This is a genomic window from Symmachiella dynata (assembly GCF_007747995.1).
In the GTDB taxonomy this organism is placed as follows: domain Bacteria; phylum Planctomycetota; class Planctomycetia; order Planctomycetales; family Planctomycetaceae; genus Symmachiella; species Symmachiella dynata.
Genome location: NZ_CP036276.1, coordinates 5,544,320 through 5,566,916, shown reverse-complemented (window position 1 = coordinate 5,566,916; position 22,597 = coordinate 5,544,320). Strand labels below are relative to the sequence as shown.

The following is a 22,597-nucleotide window of genomic DNA, read 5'->3' as shown; positions in this document are numbered from 1 at the left end:
AGAAGGATGCCGATTAATGTTCGACCAACTCTGTTTCGAATGGCATTCGAGAAAGCGAACCGCCATTAAAAACTTGTGTCACAAACCGCGGCGTGTCAAAGAGAAGCTGCCTGCGCTGGCTGCTTTTGCGGTAAGACTTGTCGCGCGTGCAACCTACCTCAAGCAGCGCTGATGCAAGGCAACACGGGATGCAAGACCACGATGTGTTTAAGCAACGCGGTGCGGTGGTTCGCGAACAACGGTGATGCGTGCGGGCAACATGACAAGCAATGTTGCAAATAGCGGACATGACACCCGTAGGCGTGGCAATCGATACCATCGACCGCAGCAAAGCGTCGGTGACAGGTCGGTCGTGATGACCTTCAGTCACTGCTGGGCGGGATATTCATGTTGGACGAACCGTCAGCGGACGATGCGGCGAAAGACGTCCTGCGTCAGATCGGCTTCGAGGAGTCCGTCGAGCTGGCCCGCATCGAGCCCCTGTTTGAGGAGCGCAAACGTTTCGCGGGCGGCCGCCGTGGTTTGGTCGAGTTCCGGGGTCCCTTGAGCGGCATTGAGATAAAAAGAAGGGAACCCGTGGCAGCCCCGTTTGGCCATTTCCTGCACATAGAGCGTGGAGAGTTGCCGAGCGATCGTGGGATCGTCGACGTCGAACTGCAGATAGGGATGGACCGAAATCCCGCCGCAACGGACAGGCAAACCGGTCTCGTCAGCGACTTCGTTCATTCGCGAGATAATCGTACGGCCGAGATTCTGTAGGTACTCGGGGACGCCCCGACGGCGGATCTCTCGCAAGGTGGTCAGAGCAGCACGAATGCCAATCAGGTCGCTCCAGTAGGTGCTGGAAATGAACATTTGTGCTGCCGGTTCCATCACGGCGCGGCTGCCAACGACAGCTCCCATCGGGTAACCGTTGGAAATCGATTTGGCAAAAACGGCCATGTCGGGTTCGATGCCTAGATACGGTTGCACACCGCCGGCGCTTAAACGAAAACCTGTGGAGACCTCGTCGAAGATCAATACGGTATCGTGTTGCTGGGTGAGCGAACGGACTTGTTGCAAATAACCGTCCGGTGGTTCCTCGCTGCGAAGTGGCTCCATAATCACTGCAGCAACCTCCCCGGCGTGTTTCTCCAGGAGCGATTGCAACGACTCGGCGTTGCCATATTCAAAGGGGATGGCGGTTCCGGCCAGTGATTGGGGCACACCAATTGGTTCGATGCCGGGAAACAGATGTGCATCCAATGTGGCATCGGCCGAAAGATTGGCCGCTAGATACCAATCGTGCCAACCGTGATATCCACAAAACAGGATCTTTTCCCGCCCGGTAGCCCCCCGCGCGATGCGAACGGCGATGGCACACGCATCGCCACCCCCTTTGGCATAACGGACCATCTCGGCACAAGGAATCGTGGCGACTAGTTCTTCGGCCAGTTCGATTTCCAATTCATGGTTGATCGAGTAGTTCAAGCCGGATTCAATTTGTTTGCAGACAGCCGCGTCGACAACCGGATCGCAGTAGCCAAGGATGATGGCGCCGATCCCGCTGACCCAATCGATGTATTCGTGCCCATCGACATCCCAAAATCTGGCCCCTTTGGCGTGAGTCGCAAACGCGGGCGAAACGCCCATGGCGGCCCGTGATGGCCTCCGGCTGATCAACTGCGTGGCACCGGGGATCAGTTGCTCGGCGCGGGCGTAAAGCTCCATGGAACGGGGGACACGGCAAACCGTTTTGTCGATGGCGGACATCGAGATTCCTTATTTCTATACCCGTTTTTGAGCGACAAGCAGGCAGGGCAAGTGCTAGAACCTGTTTTAAAACCCGGTTGCGCTTGTTCTCGATACGTTCAGTGCAGTGTCAGTGAGACGCGTCAGAGGGTTTTGAAACGAATTGTACCGAATGCGACGTCCGTCTCTGCTATCATCCCCCTTCGGCGGGTTGAGACGGCAGGTCGTTGTCCTGTTCCGAGTCGGTGGCCTGGGGGACGGGGTTGCGGGCATGGGTCCCTGGTTTGATTTGCGGGCCGATTTTGTGTTCATCCAGAATGGCCTGCAGTTGATCGGTGTTCATGATTTCATTTTCGAGCAGCTCGCGCGTCATGTGTTCCAAGACTTCGCGGCGTTCTTTGATGATATCATGCGCCGTCCGATTGGCCTCATCGACGATGCGTTTGATTTCCAAATCAATTTCGCGAATCGTCTCCTCACTATGGGCACGCTCAGTCGAGGCTCCAAATCCCGAAGCCAGGAACGGGGAGCGGTTGCTCACGTGATAATTCACGCGCCCCAATTTGGGACTCATCCCGAATTCGGTGACCATCCGTCGGGCCAGATCGGTGGCACGTTCCAGATCGTTTTGAGCGCCGGTTGACGTTTCTTGGAAGATCGTTTCTTCGGTGGCGATCCCGCCGAGGAACACGCAAATCCGGTTGAACAATTCGGACTGCGTGACCAAATGCCGCTCTTCATCCGGATGCTGCAGCGTGTATCCCAGTGCCGACATGCCGCGGGGGATGATGGAAATCTTGTGTACCGGATCAGTATGCGGCAAGCAACAGGCGACGAGTGCGTGACCGCATTCGTGGTAGGCGACCCGTTGTTTTTCTTCCGGGGTGATGATCCGCGTTTGTTTTTCCAAACCGGCGATCACGCGTTCGATGCCCTCTTCGAACTCGGCCATGCCGACGGAGGTTTTGTTTTTGCGAGCAGCCAATAGGGCGGCCTCGTTGACGAGGTTGGCCAAGTCCGCCCCGACGAATCCCGGTGTCATGCGGGCGACTCGTTCCAAATCGACATCGTCGCCGACTTTGATTTTCACGATGTGCACTTTGAGGATTGCTTCGCGGCCCTTGAAGTCGGGGCGATCGACTAGAACGTGGCGGTCGAAGCGTCCGGGCCGCATTAATGCGGGGTCCAGTGTTTCGGGCATGTTTGTGGCGGCCATCACAATCACGCTTTGGTCGGAGTGAAAACCGTCCATCTCAACCAACAGTGCGTTGAGTGTCTGCTCGCGTTCATCGTGTCCGCCGGGAGCACCACTGCCGCGGACTTTGCCCAACGCATCGAGTTCGTCGATGAAGATGATCGATGGCGACTTGGCGACCGCTTGCGCGAACATATCCCGCACCCGCGAAGCCCCCACACCAACAAACATCTCGACGAAATCGGAGCCGGACAAACTAAAGAACGGCACACCGGCTTCGCCCGCCACGGCTTTGGCCAGCAAGGTCTTTCCTGTTCCTGGAGGACCGACCAGCAAAACTCCGCGGGGAATCCGTCCGCCCAAGGCTTGGTATTTGGCGGGGTTCCTTAAAAACTCGACCACTTCGCGGAGTTCATCCGCCGCTTCATCAATTCCAGCGGCATCTTCAAACGTGACTTCAAGATCTTCCTGCGCATAGAACCGCCCGCGGCTGCGACCAAACGACATTGCCGTTCCGGCGCCCCCCATGCGGCGGAAGAAGAACATCAGCAACAGGAACAGGATAATCAAGGGGAGGAAGAGCATGAACATCCCCTTCCATTCCGATGGCGGAGGCTCATATGCAAAGGGAATCCCCTTGGATTCCAGCAGCTTCTCTAAACGGTCGCTGGCCATGTCCGACTGCGCGTTGATGGGGATGTAAAACTTTTTCGGAATCGGGGGCTTTCCGTCTTTGGGATCAGGGCGATCTTGAAAGCGGATGAATTCTTTACCGATCGTCAGATTGTGGATGTTCGTGGCATCCAGGCGATCTTTTTGATCCTCGCCTTTATTGATCGCGGTCAGAAATGCACTGTAGTCCATTTCCTGGCTACTATTATTCCGCTCGACGATCGTAACCATCAGCAGAATCACGACGATGAAGCCCAGAATGTACCAATGCAAGTTGCTGGATTGAGGGCGTTCGGGGCGGCTTGGTCCGCGTTTATCCGGCGATTTCGTCGGTTTATCAGTCATGAGATCTCGATTTTGGCTGTTAGTATTTGCCGTATCGTCTTAAATGATTTTTGCAGCGATGCAGGTCGGCTACGGTGAATATCGCTACTGTCATGCGACCCGAAAGTCATCGCTGATCGTTTCATGCGGTTCCTGGTCGTTGGACAATGAATTCCATACTCATTGTAGGCATTCTTGGCGCCACGGTCGGGAGGAACGTTCCTGAACTTTATGTCGTGACGAATCACAGGTCAACTCACGCTGCGACCGCTCCCTGCGGCCTTTCAAACTGCAATTGAGATTCGTGACGGCAATCATCGACAAACTCGGCGATTTATGCAAAATCGGCATGCTGGTCACCCTGGTACGGTGATTGTAGTCTTCGCCCAGCAAAAAACCGTCGGCTCTCCACTCCCTATCGGAATCTTCTATGAAAATCACCAATGTCATCTGTCAAGTTTTGCGGTCCGCGTCAGTCGAATCCAAAACTGCTAGTTGCCAAGACGTTGTCCTGGTGCGAATTCGCACGGATTCGGGATTGGAAGGCATCGGGGAAGCCGATTCCTCGCCGGAGGTCGTCAAAGCCATTATCGACGCCCCATTCAGCCACAACATTGCCTGTGGATTGCGCGAAGTCTTGTTGGGTGAGAATCCGCTGGAAACCGAGCGGTTGTGGCAAAGGATGTACCGGGCCACGATGTATTTTGGACGGACTTCGGTCACAATATCGGCCATGGCGGCGGTCGACATGGCGCTGTGGGACCTCAAAGGCAAGCATTTTGGCGAACCAATTCACCGGCTCTTGGGGGGCAAGCAGCACGACTCGATTCGCGCGTATGCGTCGATTCTGTTTGGCCGCGACGGTCAGGAAACAGCTGAGATTGGCCAACGGTGGATTGCCGCCGGGTATACAGCGGTCAAATTCGGTTGGGAGCCGATGGGTCAAAGCGAAGCGCTGGATATCGAACTCGTCCGCGGCGCGCGAGAGGGGATTGGCGAGAACACGCTGTTGATCGACGCCGGGTGCGTCTGGGATACGCGGACCGCTTTACGGCGGGCGACCGCTTTTGCGGAGTTCGACATCGAGTGGCTGGAAGAACCGTTGCGGGAGGACAATATCGATGGCTATGTCTGGCTACGCGACCGCTCGCCGGTAGCAATTGCATCCGGAGAAGGGGAGTGCGGTCGCGAAGCATTTCGTCCGCTGTTGGATCGCCGGGCATTGGATGTCTATCAAGTCGATTTGTCCCGCAATGGATTTACGGATGCGGCCTACATCAAAGCCCGCGTGGAGGAGATCGGCGCACGTCCCTGCAATCATTCCTACACCAGCCCGATCACAGTCGCCGCCAGCGTGCAATGGCTCTGCACCTGCCGCGATGCCTTCTTGTTCGAAGACTGCGTTGAGGATGTCCCCATGCGGCATGAACTGACGCACGAACGAATTCAAGCGAGCCATGGCAGCATCGAAGTCTCCGACCGGCCGGGATTGGGGGTCACTTTGAATGAAGAATTCGTGGCGGCGCATTTGGTTGATGAGTCGGTGTGATGGGGGGGGCGATGTGTTGTGCGAAAACCCTCACCCCCGGCCCCTCTCCCAGGGGGAGAGGGGGGAGTGGTTTGTGGCTGTGTTTTGCGATGGGGAATGTTTTTTTACTCCCTCTCCCTCTGGGAGAGGGCCGGGGTGAGGGGCAAGCCACATTGGGCGTTCCTCCACTCATCCCCCCGACAACCACTTCTGCAGATCAACCCCCGCTGCCCGCGCAATCCCCAGAGCGACTGCTTCCAGATCCTCTAGCACCTCGTCATTCGAAACGCGTAAAAAGGTGTATCCTCGATTCTCAATGATGCGTTGGCGTTTGATATCGTAGTCACCCGTCACCGCATGGCTTTCACCATGGACCTCGACCACAAGCCTCGCCGCGTCACAGTAGAAGTCAACGATGTACGGTTCAATCGGATGTTGGCGGCGAAACTTGAGGCCCGCCAAGCGTTGGCTGCGCAGTACGGACCATAGTTTCCTTTCAGGGACCGTCATTTGTTGGCGGAGTTGCTTTGCTCTGGTGTGGGTGTCCGGGGGAGGGATTCGATCAGCCATGAGCCTTTTTTGGGGTTTGATGTTGGGTGGTGTTACTGGGTAGTGACCTTGTTGGCTTGGCGGTTGGGGTTGGTTTTGCGTTTTGGTTTGCGAAAACCCTCACCCCCGGCCCCTCTCCCAGAGGGAGAGGGGGGAGTGGTTTGTGGCTGTTTTTTGTGCAGGCGGAGTGGTGATTGCTTTTACTCCCTCTCCCTCTGGGAGAGGGCCGGGGTGAGGGGCAAGCCACATTCGACGATCCTCCACTCGCTTTTAATCTAGCTCTCTCCATTCGAGAGAGGTAGACCAAATCAGGAACAGCCCTGATTTTAACAGTCTTCGTTTTGAAGGCCATCTTTTTCACACCCGCCTGGGCTCAACGCATGTTCAACGGATCGACATCCACCACATATTCCACGTTGCTCGATTTGGGCAATTTGGTGGCGACGCTGCGCCAGAGTTTTTGAATCGTTTCCGCTTGTTCGGCTGCTAATTGGAAGTGGTGGCGGTAGAACTTGTTGAGTTTCATGATTGGGGCCGGGGCGGGGCCGAGTAGGCGGACCGGGAGGTCTGATTCCTCGGCGGCTTTCCGCAGAACAGTGGCCATACTGTTGGAGAACTCAACGACCTCGTCGTCAATCAAACCGCGGAGGATCACGCGGGCCAAATGCCAAAACGGGGGGGCCTGCATTTCGCGTCGGTGTTGGATTTCGGCGTGCACGAATCCCACGTAGTCGTGTGCGGTGGCAAATTGGATCGCCGGTTCGTCGGGAGAGGAGGTTTGCACGAGCACGCGGCCTCCTTTGCTGCTTCGCCCAGCACGACCGGCGACTTGAGCGATCAATTGAAACGTGCGCTCTGCGGCGCGGATGTCGGGTTGATGCAAAATTGTGTCGGCATCGATCACGCCGACCAAAGTGACATTCGGAAAGTCGAGTCCCTTGGCGATCATCTGCGTACCGAGCAGAATCTGTACTTCGCCCTTGCGGAACGCATCGAGAGCGGTTTCATAGCTGCCCCGTTTGCGCATCGTGTCGCTATCCATGCGCAGGCATTTGTAGCGTGGGAATTTCGCGGCAACTTCTTCCTCCAGGCGTTGTGTCCCGATGCCAAAATACCGCACAGCTGCATGTCCGCAACGGGGGCAGGTTTTGGGGGGATCGATCGCAAATTCGCAGGTGTGGCACATCGCCAAGTGGCGGTCTTTATGCCAGGTGAGCGTGATGTCGCAATTGGGACACTTAATCCCTTCGCCGCACGCCTTGCACCACAGCACTGGGGAGTGTCCACGGACATTGAGAAACAGGATGACTTGTCCGCCATCTTCGACAGCAGCGCGAATGGCGGTTTGGATCGCGCGGCCGATGCCGGAGCCGGAGACACACCGGGGGTCGTTGCGGACATCCACAGCGCTGACTGGCGGGAGCGGCAGGTCGCTGACTCGTTTTTTGAGTGTGATGAGTTGATCGATGCCCCGTCGCGCGCGGGCGTACGATTCTAGCGTCGGCGTAGCGGAACCCAGTATCAGCGGGATGCCGGCCATCTTGGCGCGTTGGCGGGCGACTTCGCGGGCATGATACCGCGGCGTGGTTTCTTGTTTGAAGGTGGTCTCGTGTTCCTCGTCGATCACGATCAAACCTAAATGTGTCGTGGGAGCAAAGACCGCGCTGCGAGCACCAACGACCACCTGCACGTTCCCGGATGAAATCAGCTTCCATTGGCGGTGACGCTCCGCATCGGTGAGGTGGCTATGCAAAACGGCCACACTGTCAAAACGACTCTCGAACCGACGAATGGTTTGCGGCGTGAGGCTGATTTCCGGCACGAGTACGATCGCTTGTCGGCCATAGCTGACGACTTCTCGGATCGCTTGGATATATACCTCAGTTTTTCCGCTACCGGTCACTCCGTGCAGCAGCAGGGTTTCGTGTTTTTGTGAGCGCAACGGCTGGAGGATCTTCTCCAGTGCAGTGAGTTGCTCGGGGTTGAGAGTGAGATCTTGTTCTCGCTCAACTGCGTCGGTCGAGGGGGGGGAGGTTGCGGCGCGACGACGCGTGACTCGTAAAATTCCCTTGTTCTTTAAGCCATTGACCGGTCCGCTGCCGCAATCCGCGCTCTGTTCAATCTCCTTAGACTGCAACGGTTCCTTGGCGGCGCGGAGGGCGGCGATCACGGCTGCTTGTTTGGTGGGGAGATTTGTTTCCCCGACCCGCGCTAAGGCTTCTTCGTCGATGCTAAAATAGGTGCGCATCCGGGTGCCGGCATAGTTTTTCACGCCGGCGGGGATGATGGTGTTGAGTGCTTGGCCCCAACTGCACAGGTACCGTTCGCCAATCCACTGGGTCAAATCCAACATATGTTGGTTGAGCAATGGTTCGCGGTCGATGACTTCCAACAGCGACTTCAGTTTGCCCGTATTTTTTGGCCGAGAAAATCCGACGCAATAACCGGTTAGCGGCCGGTTGCCGCGCCCAAACGGACAACGCACCCGCTGCCCGGCGCGGAGTTTGCCCCGCCATGCTTCGGGAACGAGGTAAGAAAACGCCTGCTCCATCGGCCGATTGAAGACAACCTCAGCACACTCAACATCCTCCTCAGCCGCCAATTCCCATGGCAGCGGATCGTCATCGAAGAGTTGTTGTTGCGCCGGTGGGGTCATTGTGAGTGGTGATTGAGAAGGTTTATCGTCACGGCGAGTAGTAGACAGTAGACAGTAGACAGTAGACAGTAGACAGTAGACAGTAGACAGTAGACAGTAGACAGTAGACAGTAGACAGTAGGCAGTAGACAGTAGGCAGTAGGCAGTAGGCAGTAGGCAGTAGGCAGTAGGCAGTAGGGGCGACGATTACCTCTTTTTCCTAAAGCCTAAGGTCTACAGCCTACGGTCTCTTCCCCTCTGCGTGGTCATTTGGCATTTAATTCCCGGCCCGCCATGCATCGTTGCTGTTTTACGGTTTAGCGCGGCGCGGTGGTCCGCTAAGATTCTAACATCTGAAACGCAAAGCGGAAGAAGTAAGGAAACCTTGACGATGCGGCTGGGGATATTTGGTGGGACGTTTGATCCGGTACACTACGGGCATCTGCTCTTGGCTGAGCAATGTCGTGAACAATGCCAATTGGACGAAGTTCGATTTATGCCGGCGGGGATTCCGCCACACAAAACGGATGTGAAAATCTCATCCGGCAAAGACCGGGTGGAGATGTTGCGATTGGCGATCGCTGGGCAGGAATCGTTCACGATCGACGAACGCGAATTGGCACGCAGCGGGCCGAGCTATACCTACGAGACGCTGGAAGAACTTCGCGAAGAGGATTCGCAACGTGAATTATTCCTGATCATCGGGGCCGATTCGTTGCGCGATTTTCCGATTTGGCGTCATCCGCAGCGGATTCTGGCAGCAGCTCAGTTGGCTGTCGTGAATCGCGGTGGCGAACCGATGCCGCAACTCGATGAGTTGATATCGCTCATGGGCCCGGAGGTTGCGACGCGGACGCATCTGGTGACGATTCCCGGCCTGGAGTTAGCCTCCTCCGACATTCGTAAACGTGCCGCATCGGGAGAGAGCATCCGTTACATGACCCCCCGCGCGGTTGAGTGCTATATCGAAGCACAACAGCTTTACCGCTGATAAATCGGCAATAACTGGTAAGCCGGCGTCAGCGCCAGCACCGAGAGCGACGTTGTATAACTGCGGCCGAAATAGTCGCCGTTGTTGAAGTTTTCGCGTTCCCACGATCCGTCGGCTCGTTGATTTGCGAGCAGATGTTTTGAGAGCTGCGGATAAAACTTCGTCCAATAATCGCCGCCCAGTTGATACATCGCCTGGCTGCAGTAATAGGCTCCGTAGTGGTAGGGAAACGAGGCGGTGTTGTACCGCGCAAAGGAATAGCGGAGCACGCTTTTGCCCGCTAGTTGGGCGATTTCGGTGTTGTGCTCTCCTCCCAATGAGAGCGAAACAATTCCTCCGCCGACGATTCCTGGGGTGATCAGATTGAAGGAGCGATGCGGCGTATATGAGAATGTCTGGCGATTATTATTAAAGCAGCGACGGATGTAAGCCATCGCCTCTTCGATCCACTCTTTGGGGACGTGGAATTCAGCGTTCCGTGCCGAGCGCATAGACATCAATTGCCAGGAGGTGGCCGAAAGATCCGCATCAATGCCTTGCCGGGGACGAATGTACCGCCAGCCACCATGATCGAGTGGACTGGCTTTGGCCTTCTTCTGCATGCGGCGGAGAAATTGTAAACCTGCAGGGATGGCCGTTTTGGTGCGTTCGCGCAGTTGCGGATTGGTCATGCCGTAGACTTCGCCCAACATCAAACCGGCAATGGCATGATTGTAGTTCCCCGCATGCGAAGCGCCATCGTGAACATGATGCGGTTCCGGTTCGATGAACGAAAACATACCATCCTCGCGCTGGCAGGTGAGCACAAAATCGATCGCGCGATTGATCCGCTCGCCATGCGGGCCCTCGCCGGGTAAATGTCCGCGGGACAGAAACGCCAACACGCACAGCGCCGTGACGCCCGGCTGACCTGTGGGGGGCGCCTCGAAAGAACCATCTTCGCGTTGTTGGGCCGCCAAGTAATCCAGTCCGCGATGGATCGAGCGATCTACATTGCGCCATTGGGCCGCCGAAAGCACGTCGCGTGGCGAGGCTGGAGCAGGGGGCGTGAGGGGCGTCGCTGGTTCCTCCGCGCCGGCAGGTGCGGCCACCGCCATCAGCAAACTCAACACCAGCCCGTATCGCGCTGGTTGACGGGCATGTGAACGCTTCACTGAGCCGCCCTCGCTCTCGATCGGAAATGTCTAATCATTGTCCGCCGCAACGCAGCGGCGACTGTTCGCCGAGTATAACTCAGCTAACCACGTTGCGACATCCCTTTGCAGGCGAGGCCAAAAAAAAGCCCCCGGCGTAACCGGGGGCTGAGTGTGCAGTATTAGGTGTGGGATCAGGCGACTTTTTCGTGCACCAGTGTTTGCGCGGCGCCAAATCGTTCGCAATATCCGTTTTCCCATTGTGCGTGCAAGCGGCGGATGCCTTCGATCAACATCGGCGGGGCGACGCCCAATGCTTCGCGGATACTCGTGCTCCGCAGCGAGGTTTCACCTTGGCCAAACATGCGTCCGCCTTGAGTTCGCCAGTCGTCAGCAGCAATGTGTACGTCGGTGTGTCCGAATTGATCGGCCAATCGCCGGGCAAAGGCAAACGGGTTTGTCCGTTCGGCACCGGGAATATGGAACAAACCGTCCAACCGTTTTTCGAATGCCTGTTCGAGAATCTCAGCCAGGTCGTTGGCCAGAATCGGCGTGGCATGGCGAATGCAGTCGAGTTTGCAGGCATCACCCTCTTCGATGGCATGTAGAATTGATTCCACAAAACCGGGGGCTGCGCTCGATGGTGACCAACCGTAGGCATTGGTTCGGACAATCAAAGTCCGGTCGCAATTGTCGGTCGCTTCAGTTTCGATCGCACGAATAGTGCGGGCGATGGAACTATCGCAGTAATGGTCAGCTTGTTCGTCATGGAACATCCATGGTCCGCGGAAGACGCCGTCGGAGGAGATGACGGTGAATTCACAGCCAACTGCTTGGGCAGCGGTTGCCCAGTGCCGCATGGCGTGAATGGCGTCACTGCCGGGGTCGTCGTCGTGATCGGAATTCCATGAGGAGTTCGCCGCGGGACCGCAGACGACAAGCCAATCAGGCTGTTCGACTGACATCCATTTCCGGATCGATTCGGCATCTTGTATTTCACAGAGGGCCGTGCGGCACCCGGAAATTGAGATAGGATCGCCTAATGACAGTCCGAAAACATCAAATCGGTCGGCCAGTTCCGCCGCCAGATTCGCTCCCAAGACGTTGTCAATCCCTGCTACAAAAAGCTTGTGCACGCGGTGCCTCCATGCGTTTGCGTGTATCTCTAAATCCCGGCTCGGCTTTCTCAAAAGCCCCTCGACCACTGTCTCTTCCGCCAACCAAAGTTTGTGTCTGTCGTGACTACAGTTGCTAAATCCGTGCTGTTTTTTGGTGGTATTAGGAGACAGCCATCGTAAGCCATTTTCTCAACCGGCAATTTCTGCCGAAAACGATGGCGGAGTATACTGCCGCCCGCCAAAACTCGCCAACCCCAGTTTTTCACGAAATCCAAGAGTCCGGTTCGACGTCCTCGGATGATTGATTTTCCCGGGATCTTGGCCTGGAAATCCGCCGCGGATCACTGCAAGCAACAGTGTTTCAGTCCGTCCCGTCGCGGGTGCTCATGCTGTGCAGGACGCGGGGATCGGTGTCTGCTGCGAGACTGCGGACGCTGCCATCGGCCATCAGAAACAGCACAGGCCCGCCACCCGGGCTGCCGAAACCGCGTTGGTCTCGATTGAGTCCTTGCGAGATCCGCCGCCAATTCGACGGTTCTCCCCAGGCGGGATAATTGCCGGGGATTTGCCCGGCTAGAAACGTATTCGACAAACCGTCACTCACATCCTGGTGAAACACGGTGGAGTTTTTATCGAAGACACCGAAGTGCACGGTATCGCCATTCGCATCTTTTTCTTTTCCACCCACCCCGGCGAAGTGTGCGGCGGCGTATTGATTGATCGATGTGGTTTGCTCAACTCCGGCGACCAAAAATTCAGGAACTTGTGTGCGCATCGCGGTTGCATTGACGGCATCGTCAAAAGGGAGCGACGGATTGATTTTGCTATGTAATTGCTCATAACTCATGTACGGCAAAAGCGCGGTCATCCAACCGTGCATGGGGCGGTCTTTTTCGCCGGGTTGTTCTGAGAACTTTCCGCCAGCGGGGAATTGCCGTTGCCGGTCATAGAAACCTTCGATGGCGGTGCCGATAGTCTCCAGCCGCGTTTCGGTAACTTGTTGGTGCGATTGGAAAGCGGCCAAATCGCCGATGGCCCAGGCCAGCAATGGGCCGAGGAACATTCCGGTGATGCTCAACGCCATGCCGAGCAGGGCTTGATTCATCCCCAGCAGTCGCCCTCGCGATGTACGGATTTCGTCAGCGGCCAGGAATCCGCTGAACAGAGCGATAAACCCGGCCGTTAATGCCGGTAGTTTCGTCCACATTCCCGGATAAACTGCAAAGGCGGACAAGCCAATCGCCAAGCCGCCCAGCCAGACGCTGGTTTTGGCTTTGCGCGACATCCGCCCAGCGGACGTGGTCGACTGCGGTTTGCGGATCTCGATGCCTAACAGGTCATTGGCGTTTGCAGAAGGCCGCCAACGTTTGGGCTTTGCAGGGGGGGCCGATTCCGTCGTGGGACTGACTGCTGGTGCGTTTTCGATTTCAGACTGTAATGCGTCTTCGACGATGTGGTCGAATTTCGAGGTATCCTGATCACGCAGCGGTGTGACGGTCGTATCCTTGGTGGCTGCCTCGGGGTGAATCTCCGTAGGTTTGACTCCCATCAGATTCCACAGCGAGGCGAGCGGCTTGGTCGGCGTGCTTGGATCGGTCGGGGATTCCTCTGCCGGTTCCGGGGGTGGGCCGGCTGGATCGGCATCGGTGCCATGGGACATAACTTCCCAAAGGCTCTTGGGACGCCGGGGGCGATCCGGGTTGTGTTGCGAATCAGGCATAGGCCATGTGGGGAAAAGTGCCGTCGCGAACTGCGGCCGGAATCGACCGCTCCACTATAGTAACCCGCTAGCGGCCAACTGTCTGCTGCGAAATGAAGAATTCTTCGACAAGATCCCCCTCAGTCGCCAACCCGAGGACCGTGTCGTTTTTGCAAATCGCTGCGTATTCCAGTCCGGCGGAACGCATTGCCAGGATCGCTTCTAGTTTTCCGGCCGTCGCATCGACTTTGAGCAGCGGGATCGTAATGTCGCGAATCGGGCGGTCATATAAGCCGATATCGGCGACGCGGACATATCCGTACCAGTCGCTCCCTGATTTCGTGCGGCGAACCGGCACCAGCGGACAACCATGCTGGCGGGCAAAATCGAGAGTGGCCGCAGGCGACAGGTCTTCATGCACGCCCAGGACACGCGCGGCTTTGGTCATCGAAGCGGTCACCGGCTGGGGCGCCTTGTGTAACAGGCCTTGCACCAGTTCGTTTTGCACCTGCGTCAACAACCCCTCCTCATGCCCTTCGGTCAGCACCTGCACCAGCCGTTTTCTGCCGAGGGTGGTTTTCGCCGAATTTTGTTCCTGCCGGTTGAACCGTTCGAACAATTTGCACAACCAAACCAGTGGAATACTGAATGGCAAAAACAGCCAGTAAAACAGTATGAACCACGGCCGATATTGTCTGAGTAATCTGTGCGGCGCTTCGTAGAAGAGATTTTTGGGAATCAATTCCCCAAACACAAAGATCAGCGGCGTGACCAAGATCGTGCCTAGGATCTCCAAATAACCCGACGATGCGCCAAAGACCGCTGCTGTGGCCAAGGTGACGGCAATCGTCGTGATGTAGTTGGCCACGTTGTTGCCGACGAGCGTCGTTGCGACGAAGTAGCCGGGCTGATGCACGAAATGCAACAGCCACTGCGCCACACGATCCCCTGAGTCCGCCTCGATGCTCAGCCGTAAGGGACTGATACGATAAAAGCCGATTTCCGAACCGCTGAAAAATGCGGACAGTCGGACTCCCAGCGCAAACAATACGATGATGGTCGCCCACATCCACCAACCGTCCATTGATCGCGGCCTTCTATTGGTTCACCATAAATGTCTTGCCCCGGTCGAGCCGGAAGCTGGAGAAACAGACGTTATAGAATGAAGCGGCTAAGGTCTTCGTTTTCGACGACTTCTTTGAGTTTGTCTTGAACATAGGCGGCGTTGATTTTGATCGTCGTCTTTTTCATGTCGGGCGCCTCGAAGCTGATTTCTTCTAGGAGCCGTTCCATGATCGTATGCAATCGCCGCGCGCCGATGTTTTGTGTTGATTGATTGACCTGATAGGCGATGTCGGCCATCGCCTCCAGGCCGTCTTTGGAAAATTGCAGCTTGATGTTGTCGGTCGCTAGTAACGCTTCGTACTGCTTGGTCAGCGAACTGGTCGGCTCGGTGAGGATGCGAATGAAGTCGTCCCGTGTGAGGTCGGTCAATTCCACACGAATCGGAAAGCGGCCTTGGAGTTCCGGCATCAGGTCCGAGGGCTTGCTGCGATGAAACGCGCCGGCGGCGATGAACAATATGTGCGAGGTATTCACCGTTCCGTAACGGGTCTGCACGTTCGTCCCTTCGACGATGGGCAACAGATCGCGTTGTACCCCCTGTCGGCTGACGTCGGCTTGGCTGCTTCCCCCTTCGCCGCTGCAAATTTTGTCGATTTCGTCGACGAAGATAATCCCGGTGTCCTCAGCCAGCGCGATCGCTTCTTCGTTGACCGCATCCTTATCGAGTAGGTTTTCGATCTCTTGCTCTAAGAGGATCTTGCGAGCGTCGCTAACTTTGACTGTTCGTTCTTGACTTTGCTTGGGGACGATTTTTTCGAACATCGACTGAAAATCGACGTCCATCTGTTCCATGCCCATGTTGGAAAACATCTGCACCGGTGAATTGCGCGTTTCGATCTGCAGTTCGACCACACGCTCTTCGAGTTCACCCGCTCGCAGTTTTTTGCGGAACTTTTCCTGCGTGCGCGCATGGCGGTCGGCGGACTCGTCGGCGTTCTCCTCATCGGTGCTCGCGCTGTCCCACTCCGGGGTCAACGGGGCCATCAAGTCGACGAGACGGTCTTCGACGCGCCGCGCTGCTTCCTCTTCCACCTCGATCCGTTTGCTCGTTTCCACGAGTTTGATCGAGGCTTCCACCAAGTCGCGGACCATGCTTTCGACATCGCGGCCGTAATAACCAACCTCGGTGTATTTTGTCGCTTCGATCTTGATGAACGGGGCACCGGTCAATGTGGCCAAACGACGCGTGATTTCGGTTTTTCCGACGCCGGTGGGGCCGATCATGATGATGTTTTTCGGCGTGACTTCCTTACGGATGACAGCGTCCAATTGTCGCCAGCGCCAACGATTGCGGATTGCGATCGCCACCGCCCGTTTGGCGGCATCCTGACCGATAATATGCGCGTCCAATTCCGCAACGACTTCGCGGGGTGTCATTTCGCGCACGGGAATTCCTCCACCACAATTTCTGTGTTTGTATAAATGTCGATCTCAGCAGCAACTTCCAATGATTTTTTAACGATGTCCGCTGATTTCAAATCTGTATTCCGCATCAGCGCTCGCGCTGCGGCGGTTGCGTACGAGCCGCCCGACCCGATCCCGATGATTCCATCGCTAGGCTGAATCACATCGCCTTGTCCGGTGACCAATAGACTGTGTTCGGCGCTGACGACGACCATCAAGGCTTCTAACTTCCGCAAAATGCGATCGGTCCGCCAATCTCGCGCCAACTCTGTGGCTGCCCGAGGGATATTGCCGGGAAAATCCTTGGCTTTTGCCTCGAAACGCTCCATCAGGGCAAAGGCATCGGCGGTGGAACCGGCGAATCCGACGAGCACTTTATTCTCCAACATCCAGCGGATTTTCTTGGTATCCGCTTTCATAATCGTATCGCCGAGCGTGACTTGACCGTCTCCGCCTAGAGCCACGTCGTTGCCGCGACGCACGCTGAGGATCGTCGTGGACCGCCATTTGGGTTTATTTTGGGGCATCGTCACTGTCTCAAGTCTGTTGGTTTTTGGCCGATTCCCGCGTTCTGCGGGGTGTGGGGTCAAACGTAACAATTGCATGAGGGAGCGGCAAGGTAAAGGGTTACGCCGTTTGCAGACTCGTTGTTGGGGAATTTGAGAATGGCACAATTTACCGAATACGCTTTGCCATGGCTGCCGATATCAATTATGATAAACGCACGCTGATGCGTTCTGGCTGAAGAATTGGAAACCTAACTCACGACGAGACTTCCGCATGACGACGTTCGATGGACAACGAGGGAGCGATCATCAACAAGCCCATGTTGAGGGAACGGCGCGTTCGCCGTTTCAACCGGCAGCCGACGATTTGATCCGTGTCGGCTCGCGGCGGTGGTTTCTACAAACCGGCATGGCTGGGCTGGGTGGGTTGACCTTGCCGGGCCTGCTACAGCAACGCGCGGTTGCCGAAGCGAAAGCCGCCGGCAAAAAGTCGGTGATTCTGTTCTGGCTGTCAGGTGGGCCCAGTCAACTCGACATGTGGGATCCCAAACCGTACGCTCCTCAGGAAATCCGCAGCCCGTTTGGCACCATTGACACCAAAGTCCCCGGGATACAACTGACCGAACATTTTCCGCTGCAAGCTTCGATTGCCGATAAGCTGTCGTTCATCCGCAGCGTCGATTGCCGCGCCAGCAATCATACACCGATTACCCTACAAGCGGGCAATCCACTCGCGCGTCGGACCAACGACGGTAAGGATGGCGCTGGTTACCCCTCGATGGGATCCATCGCCGCCAAGTTCCGTGGACCCAACGATCCCGACATGCCGGCGTTTGTCGGTTTGGCAAATTCCTGGGCGGCTGATGTGTGGGGTGCGGGTCACATGGGGCCGGACTTCGAACCGGTCAAAGGTCACGAACTGGCCGGAAAATTCTCGATGCCCGATGGTGTCAAAGTCGACCGCTTGGCCGATCGCAATAAATTGCGCAACGAATTCGACCGATTGCGGCGCGATATCGATTTGCAACAAACACTCCAACGGCAAGACGGCTATACACAACAAGCCTACGACATGGTCCTGTCCGGCAAAGTGCAACAAGCCTTCGCTGTCGATCAGGAAAAAACCGAGACCCGCGAAATGTACGGTCGCGAGAGCATCGGCGAAAAGGCGCTGCTCGCGCGGCGGTTGGTCGAGTCGGGTGTCACGTTCGTACTGGTCAGCGGAGCCTGGGGTTACTTCGACCATCACGGCGACAGCGTGCGTTGGAAGGGTATCGAAAAAGGTCTTAAACCGTTGCTGCCCCGCGTCGACCGCGCACTGTATGCATTGGTCACTGATTTGGAGCAGCGTGGTTTGCTGGACGAAACGCTTGTATTGATGCTGGGAGAATTCGGTCGCTCTCCACGGATCAACGCCGACCTGGGGCGTGATCACTGGACGCCAACCATGTCGATGGTGGCAGCCGGCGGCGGCTTGCGACACGGTCAAACCATCGGCAGCACCGATTCCACAGGCGGCGAAATCAAATCCGCCCCCGTCCGTCCGCAAGATCTGGCAGCATCGGTGTTCAAACACTTGGACATCGACCCCCGCACCCACTGGACTAGCCCGCAGGGACGTCCGACCCCGATTCTGACCGAAGGCGGACGGCCAATCCCGGAACTGGGGTGATGTTCCATGAAGTACGCCGTTTCCAGACCGATGCGAGTTGATGACATTCGCGACGTCGATTTGGAACGAGTGTGCGAGGAATGCGGTCGCAATTACCGGTACCGCGTCAAAGTCGATCCCCGCTTCTACCCCGGAAAAATGACGCTCGACAAGTTCGACGGTTGCCTGCGTTACCTTGAAAGTGACGATGGGCAGGCAGAATACGGGGTGTGGTGTCCGCATTGCCAGCACTTAAATCGAGCGGCCATTCAACGCGCGTTTCCCAATGGGTTTGCGAGGGCAGTACGCGACTATCGTTGGCGCGATGCAGAGTTTGGCAGTTTTGTATTTCTTGGACTCGGTGGTTTCTTTTTTGTCGTTGCTGGGCTTTGCAATTTTTTAGGAATCAGTTTTTCCCAACACGAGCCTTCCACAGCTTCGGGAATTGTGTTCGTGGTCTTCGGAATCGGTTTCCTGCTCTCGGCGATGCAAACCACGAATCTGTGGTGTTCGCAAACGCGCTTCAATAAAAGACTCGCTCAACGCGCAAAGCAAATCACGGACGATGAATTTATTGTCTTGTTAAGCAAGATCTGTCAGCAGTATCTTGTTCGCGAAACGACATCGGTGCCTGGCGGCGTGTATTATTTCAACCATCCGTTTTCGAGTCTCGTCGCGCGGTGGCCTGACGTCTTGTGTTTTGGCAGACTGAAGCGGTAAGTTGATACGAGGCAAGATCACGCTTGTCGAGTATGCGAATTCATGACAAACCTAGCTCGCAGAAGTTCCCATGAAAAGACAAAGCCAATTACGATCAAGCAAATTGTATCGGGTTGCGGCCTATGTTTCTGTGGGGGCGGTCGTAACCGGTCTCTGGTTCGCGATTTTTAGTGGGGGGGCCTACATTGAACTTAGCGCATCCGAAGAACACGAGTTTGAAGAATGGTGGTCGTGGGAAGTCGTCGAGCAATCGCGCGATCACATTCGCTTTAAGGCGGTCAACCTGACGATTCCGCTTGACGAAATTAAAAAGGTCAGTGGTGATGTTTCCTTTTTGCTCAAGGATGGCGTCCACATCGAGACGGTCGAGACGATGGCGTCATTGCTCCCTGATGGCACAATTCTCTTGGATTTAAAAGGCAACAATTTCGAGAAAGCGGACGAATTGCATGTGAATGTGTGGTGTGAATGTTTGCGTCGCGGCATCTTCGGCCGGGGTGCATACAGCAACTCATGGCGCAGCGATTTAGAAATGTCAAATGGTAAGGTCGTCCCGTAGGGCAGGCTCCCGCCTGCCGCCCTGCACATCCGCAACCAACGTCGCTCACGGCAGGCGGGAGCCTGCCCTACGCTAACGGACCGACACCGCTTCACCACGCACCCACAAATCGTGTGCTAAGCTTGGATTTGCCGTAACGTTTTTGCCGCAACGTCAAATCCAAGAAGGTATTTCGCTATGCTCCTGACCGTCGCTCTCCTCGGTGCCAGTGTGTTGTTGGGTGAACCGAATTCTGCTGCTCCGCCGAAAGATGGTGACGCTAAAACGGTCAATCACAAGGCGTTGTCGCAACTTCCTGGACGTGCGGGGTTTGTCTTTACGGAGTTGACGGACAAAGGACCGAAGCCGCTGTTTGGATTGCATGAGCATGAAAAGTTTGCGATTGGGTCTGGGTTCAAACTGTTCATCCTGGGGACGCTGGCCGAGGAGACAAACGGTGATCAGCGGCAATTGGCGAATGTAATGAAATTGCGGCCTGAATGGCTTGGGCCGCCGCATAGCGAAATGGCTGAGTGGCCGATGGGGTCGCCAGTGACGCTGAATACCTTTGCGTTGAAGATGATCTCGATCAGCGACAACACGGCCACCGATCATCTGCTGCACCTGTTGGGGCGCGAGAACATTGAAAAGCAAATGGCGACGATGGGACACAAACATGCCCAATGGAATCGTCCGCTGCTTTCAACGCGCGAAATGACGATGTTGCGCGACAAGAAGGCCGGCATGCCGGGCAAGCAGTATCAGAAATTGGACGAAGCTGCAAAGCGGAAGTTTCTGGCCGAACACGCCGTAGGCATTCCGGATTATGATGCGCTGGATTTCGACACGGCGGCCTTTGATATGGCCGAATGGTATGCCACCCCGATGGACATGGCCCGGGCACTGTCGTGGATCAAACAGAACACCGGAAAGGACCAGCCGGCGCATCCGCTGCGGGCGATCCTCACGGTGGTTCCCAAATTGCCGTATGACGCCAAGGTCTGGCCGTACGTCGGATTCAAGGGTGGTTCCGAGGATCAACTGATTGCCGGCAACTGGCTACTGAAAAACCGCAACGGTCACTGGTACACTTTCCACGTGTTCTGGAACAGTCCGCAAGAAAAGGTGGACCAAGCCAAGATGCTCGAGGCGATCACACAGTTGTTCGGTTCTATTCAGTCAGCGATTGAATAGGTGACAGTCATGTAGGGCAGGCTCCCGCCTGCCGAAGATGTGCATCAGCGACTCGCGTAGCGCATGGCAGGCGGGAGCCTGCCCTACATGTTTTTTGATCCGACCGCCCCTTTTCTGCGTTGTCAATTTTAGCCTACGCCGCACAGTCTGTTGCGGCGGTTGAACTTTGACATCTAGCGGGGGAGGGTGTGAATGGTAGCTCGATCGACCTGTCTACTCCTATGTGTTTTGCTTGGGTTTACGCCGTCGTTATACGGACAAGTTCCGCAGCGCAATGCGGAGCGAATTACGGTGCCGCTGCCTGAGCGGGGGCACTACGTCGTCGACACAGCGAATCTGCTGGATGAGGCCGCGGAGCAGTCGCTGCAACAGATCGCCGAGGATTTGCAGGCAGAGACCGCGACGCCGTTGTATATCGTGACGATCGATTCCCTGGCCGCTCACGGCGGCGGCGGGCTGCGTATCAAACGGTTCAGTGAGAAACTGTTAGCGCAATGGCAGTTTGAGTTGCAGCCGACACGCGGGATCAATTGGTCCAAAGCAGTTCTGCTATTGGTGGCGAAAAATGATCGCCGGGCAAGGATACAATTCGCCGCGCCGCGAGAGGGCCAGCAGGACGCGATTGCGCGGGAGATTATGGACGAGCATATCGTGCGGCGGTTCAAACGGGGGCAATTCGGTGAAGGGATCATGGCTGGTGTTGTGGGTCTAGATCATATGACCCGCAATAAACCCTTGCCCACCGCACCATGGCCAGCGTGGCCGACATGGGCGATTATCGTTTTGGGCTGCGCGGGGACTGTGTTCGTGTTGTTCTCGATTTCGCTGTATCGCAGCGGTCTGGACAGTTGGGCCTGGCGGTGCATGAAAGCTGTGATTGACGCTTTGTCAGAAGGTGTCGATGAGGGTTACGAAAGATTGCGTGATGGTGTCTCTGGCGGTGGTCGCTCTGGGCACGGCGGAGGATATTACGGCGGCGGGTTTTCCAGCAGCGGCGGGAGTTCAGGGGGTGGTGGGAGTTCGGGGGGTGGCGGTGCGACCGGATCGTGGTAGGATATTGATGTCCACATTCCTCGTTTCGTGAAGCTATGTCACGCACCGCGTGACCGACAAACGGCTATGCAAATCTTCGCCTACGGTTCCAACATGCACACCGCTCGACTTCGCGCGCGGGTTTCCAGTGCGGTGCCGGTGGGGGTGGGGGTTGTTGCTCAGCGGCGGTTTGTGTTTCACAAGCGGGGGTTGGACGGGTCCGGCAAGGCGGATGCGTTTTTTACTGGTGCTGCTGAGGACCGTGTGTGGGGCGTGCTGTTTGAGATTGCCGCTGCCGACAAACCGGTGTTGGATGAATTCGAATCGGTCGGCGTGGGGTATGACGATTTGACCGTCGAAGTCGAATTGGCGAGCGGGACGATGACCGAGGCTGTGATCTATGCCGCGCGGGCGGAGATGCTTGATGTGCGGTTGAAACCGTTCTGCTGGTACCGGGAATTTGTGCTCCAAGGCGGCCGGCAGCATGGTTTGCCTGCCGACTATCTCACGGATTTATCGCAGTTTGACGTGATTCGCGACGCCGATGCGCTGCGTCGCCAAGAGAATTGGCGATTGTCGGGCATCACCAATTGCTGAGTCCTCCTGCACTGCTAGGTTGCTATACCTTATCATCACATCATCACTGCCAAATCCTCGCAGTCGTGTGCAGATTGCTAGCGTCCGTGCAGAAGCTGGTGAGAATCGATCCGTTTCCCGTTATTTTTTTGCCAATTGAATGTTGTCCGGCGCAAAAGTGGTTACACTTTGAGGAACTAGTGGGCAGGGGATGTGTTCTGTGGTGTGTCAGTGATGAAACCCAAAACCATTCCGCCCGGCAGCGGATGAAACATC

General features: G+C 56.3%; 18 protein-coding genes. 8 read left to right on the top strand and 10 right to left on the bottom strand.

Annotated elements, in window-relative coordinates; genetic code table 11:
• Positions 1-402 precede the first annotated feature (402 nt).
• Both Mal52_RS21005 and ftsH read right to left on the bottom strand, forming a co-directional pair.
• A complete protein-coding gene (locus tag Mal52_RS21005; RefSeq protein ID WP_145378477.1) occupies positions 403-1,752 on the bottom strand; it encodes an aspartate aminotransferase family protein in 1,350 nt (449 codons plus the stop codon).
• A gap of 172 nt (positions 1,753-1,924) precedes the next feature.
• Complete coding sequence (ftsH, locus tag Mal52_RS21000; protein WP_145378476.1) at positions 1,925-3,943, bottom strand: ATP-dependent zinc metalloprotease FtsH; 2,019 nt, start codon at positions 3,941-3,943, stop codon at positions 1,925-1,927.
• A gap of 409 nt (positions 3,944-4,352) precedes the next feature.
• Between ftsH and Mal52_RS20995 the strand changes: the two genes are divergently transcribed.
• Positions 4,353-5,471, top strand: coding sequence for a mandelate racemase/muconate lactonizing enzyme family protein (locus tag Mal52_RS20995; protein WP_145378475.1), 1,119 nt, complete (start codon positions 4,353-4,355; stop codon positions 5,469-5,471).
• A 168-nt stretch (positions 5,472-5,639) separates the two neighbouring features.
• Here the strand turns inward: Mal52_RS20995 and Mal52_RS20990 are convergent, their stop codons facing one another.
• Both Mal52_RS20990 and priA read right to left on the bottom strand, forming a co-directional pair.
• Complete coding sequence (locus Mal52_RS20990; protein ID WP_145378474.1) at positions 5,640-6,020, bottom strand: endonuclease domain-containing protein; 381 nt, start codon at positions 6,018-6,020, stop codon at positions 5,640-5,642.
• 352 nt (positions 6,021-6,372) lie between these two features.
• The gene (gene priA / locus Mal52_RS20985; RefSeq protein ID WP_145378473.1) at positions 6,373-8,655 is read right to left on the bottom strand and encodes a replication restart helicase PriA; all 2,283 of its coding nucleotides are present in this window, start codon (positions 8,653-8,655) and stop codon (positions 6,373-6,375) included.
• A 370-nt stretch (positions 8,656-9,025) separates the two neighbouring features.
• On the opposite strand from priA, the gene nadD reads away from it, so the two are divergent.
• Positions 9,026-9,625 carry a nicotinate-nucleotide adenylyltransferase gene (gene nadD / locus Mal52_RS20980; protein ID WP_145378472.1) on the top strand — a complete coding sequence of 200 codons (600 nt, stop codon included), beginning with the start codon at positions 9,026-9,028 and terminating at the stop codon, positions 9,623-9,625.
• On the opposite strand, the gene Mal52_RS20975 is transcribed toward nadD, so the two are convergent.
• The 6 genes from Mal52_RS20975 to hslV form a co-directional block, all read right to left on the bottom strand.
• Positions 9,616-10,779, bottom strand: a complete 1,164-nt coding sequence (locus Mal52_RS20975) for a prenyltransferase/squalene oxidase repeat-containing protein (RefSeq protein WP_145378471.1) — start codon at positions 10,777-10,779, stop codon at positions 9,616-9,618. The two genes, nadD and Mal52_RS20975, sit on opposite strands and share 10 nt — an antisense overlap.
• A 173-nt stretch (positions 10,780-10,952) precedes the next feature.
• Positions 10,953-11,894 carry a sugar nucleotide-binding protein gene (locus tag Mal52_RS20970; RefSeq protein WP_197534368.1) on the bottom strand — a complete coding sequence of 314 codons (942 nt, stop codon included), beginning with the start codon at positions 11,892-11,894 and terminating at the stop codon, positions 10,953-10,955.
• Positions 11,895-12,237: 343 nt separating this feature from the next.
• Positions 12,238-13,536, bottom strand: coding sequence for a DUF1559 family PulG-like putative transporter (locus Mal52_RS20965; protein ID WP_197534367.1), 1,299 nt, complete (start codon positions 13,534-13,536; stop codon positions 12,238-12,240).
• Between the two features lie 127 nt (positions 13,537-13,663).
• Positions 13,664-14,659, bottom strand: a complete 996-nt coding sequence (locus tag Mal52_RS20960) for a CNNM domain-containing protein (RefSeq protein WP_145378468.1) — start codon at positions 14,657-14,659, stop codon at positions 13,664-13,666.
• Positions 14,660-14,730: 71 nt separating this feature from the next.
• Complete coding sequence (hslU, locus tag Mal52_RS20955) at positions 14,731-16,086, bottom strand: ATP-dependent protease ATPase subunit HslU (RefSeq protein ID WP_145378467.1); 1,356 nt, start codon at positions 16,084-16,086, stop codon at positions 14,731-14,733.
• Positions 16,074-16,631, bottom strand: a complete 558-nt coding sequence (gene hslV / locus Mal52_RS20950; protein WP_145378466.1) for an ATP-dependent protease subunit HslV — start codon at positions 16,629-16,631, stop codon at positions 16,074-16,076. Before hslV ends, hslU begins: the two co-directional genes overlap by 13 nt.
• Positions 16,632-16,884: 253 nt before the next feature.
• On the opposite strand from hslV, the gene Mal52_RS20945 reads away from it, so the two are divergent.
• The 6 genes from Mal52_RS20945 (at position 16,885) to Mal52_RS20920 (ending at position 22,342) form a co-directional block, all read left to right on the top strand.
• Positions 16,885-18,282, top strand: coding sequence for a DUF1501 domain-containing protein (locus Mal52_RS20945; RefSeq protein ID WP_145378465.1), 1,398 nt, complete (start codon positions 16,885-16,887; stop codon positions 18,280-18,282).
• 6 nt (positions 18,283-18,288) lie between these two features.
• Entirely contained in the window at positions 18,289-18,981 is a 693-nt protein-coding gene (locus tag Mal52_RS20940) for a hypothetical protein (protein WP_145378464.1), read from the top strand.
• 70 nt (positions 18,982-19,051) lie between these two features.
• A complete protein-coding gene (locus Mal52_RS20935; RefSeq protein WP_145378463.1) occupies positions 19,052-19,540 on the top strand; it encodes a hypothetical protein in 489 nt (162 codons plus the stop codon).
• A gap of 177 nt (positions 19,541-19,717) precedes the next feature.
• A complete protein-coding gene (locus tag Mal52_RS20930) occupies positions 19,718-20,713 on the top strand; it encodes a serine hydrolase (RefSeq protein ID WP_145378462.1) in 996 nt (331 codons plus the stop codon).
• Positions 20,714-20,905: 192 nt separating this feature from the next.
• Complete coding sequence (locus tag Mal52_RS20925; RefSeq protein WP_145378461.1) at positions 20,906-21,766, top strand: TPM domain-containing protein; 861 nt, start codon at positions 20,906-20,908, stop codon at positions 21,764-21,766.
• Between the two features lie 66 nt (positions 21,767-21,832).
• A complete protein-coding gene (locus tag Mal52_RS20920; protein ID WP_145378460.1) occupies positions 21,833-22,342 on the top strand; it encodes a gamma-glutamylcyclotransferase family protein in 510 nt (169 codons plus the stop codon).
• Positions 22,343-22,597: the final 255 nt, after the last annotated feature.

Excerpts from the sequence above, each read along its gene's own strand:
- ftsH (WP_145378476.1), bottom strand. The coding sequence starts at position 3,943 with ATGACTGATAAACCGACGAAATCGCCGGATAAACGCGGACCAAGCCGC.
- nadD (WP_145378472.1), top strand. The coding sequence starts at position 9,026 with ATGCGGCTGGGGATATTTGGTGGGACGTTTGATCCGGTACACTACGGG.
- Mal52_RS20920 (WP_145378460.1), top strand. The coding sequence starts at position 21,833 with ATGCAAATCTTCGCCTACGGTTCCAACATGCACACCGCTCGACTTCGC.
- Mal52_RS20995 (WP_145378475.1), top strand. The coding sequence starts at position 4,353 with ATGAAAATCACCAATGTCATCTGTCAAGTTTTGCGGTCCGCGTCAGTC.
- hslV (WP_145378466.1), bottom strand. The coding sequence starts at position 16,631 with ATGCCCCAAAATAAACCCAAATGGCGGTCCACGACGATCCTCAGCGTG.
- Mal52_RS20940 (WP_145378464.1), top strand. The coding sequence starts at position 18,289 with ATGAAGTACGCCGTTTCCAGACCGATGCGAGTTGATGACATTCGCGAC.
- Mal52_RS20960 (WP_145378468.1), bottom strand. The coding sequence starts at position 14,659 with ATGGACGGTTGGTGGATGTGGGCGACCATCATCGTATTGTTTGCGCTG.
- priA (WP_145378473.1), bottom strand. The coding sequence starts at position 8,655 with ATGACCCCACCGGCGCAACAACAACTCTTCGATGACGATCCGCTGCCA.
- Mal52_RS20925 (WP_145378461.1), top strand. The coding sequence starts at position 20,906 with ATGGTAGCTCGATCGACCTGTCTACTCCTATGTGTTTTGCTTGGGTTT.
- Mal52_RS20930 (WP_145378462.1), top strand. The coding sequence starts at position 19,718 with ATGCTCCTGACCGTCGCTCTCCTCGGTGCCAGTGTGTTGTTGGGTGAA.
- Mal52_RS21005 (WP_145378477.1), bottom strand. The coding sequence starts at position 1,752 with ATGTCCGCCATCGACAAAACGGTTTGCCGTGTCCCCCGTTCCATGGAG.
- Mal52_RS20990 (WP_145378474.1), bottom strand. The coding sequence starts at position 6,020 with ATGGCTGATCGAATCCCTCCCCCGGACACCCACACCAGAGCAAAGCAA.
- Mal52_RS20965 (WP_197534367.1), bottom strand. The coding sequence starts at position 13,536 with ATGTCCCATGGCACCGATGCCGATCCAGCCGGCCCACCCCCGGAACCG.
- Mal52_RS20945 (WP_145378465.1), top strand. The coding sequence starts at position 16,885 with ATGACGACGTTCGATGGACAACGAGGGAGCGATCATCAACAAGCCCAT.
- Mal52_RS20935 (WP_145378463.1), top strand. The coding sequence starts at position 19,052 with ATGAAAAGACAAAGCCAATTACGATCAAGCAAATTGTATCGGGTTGCG.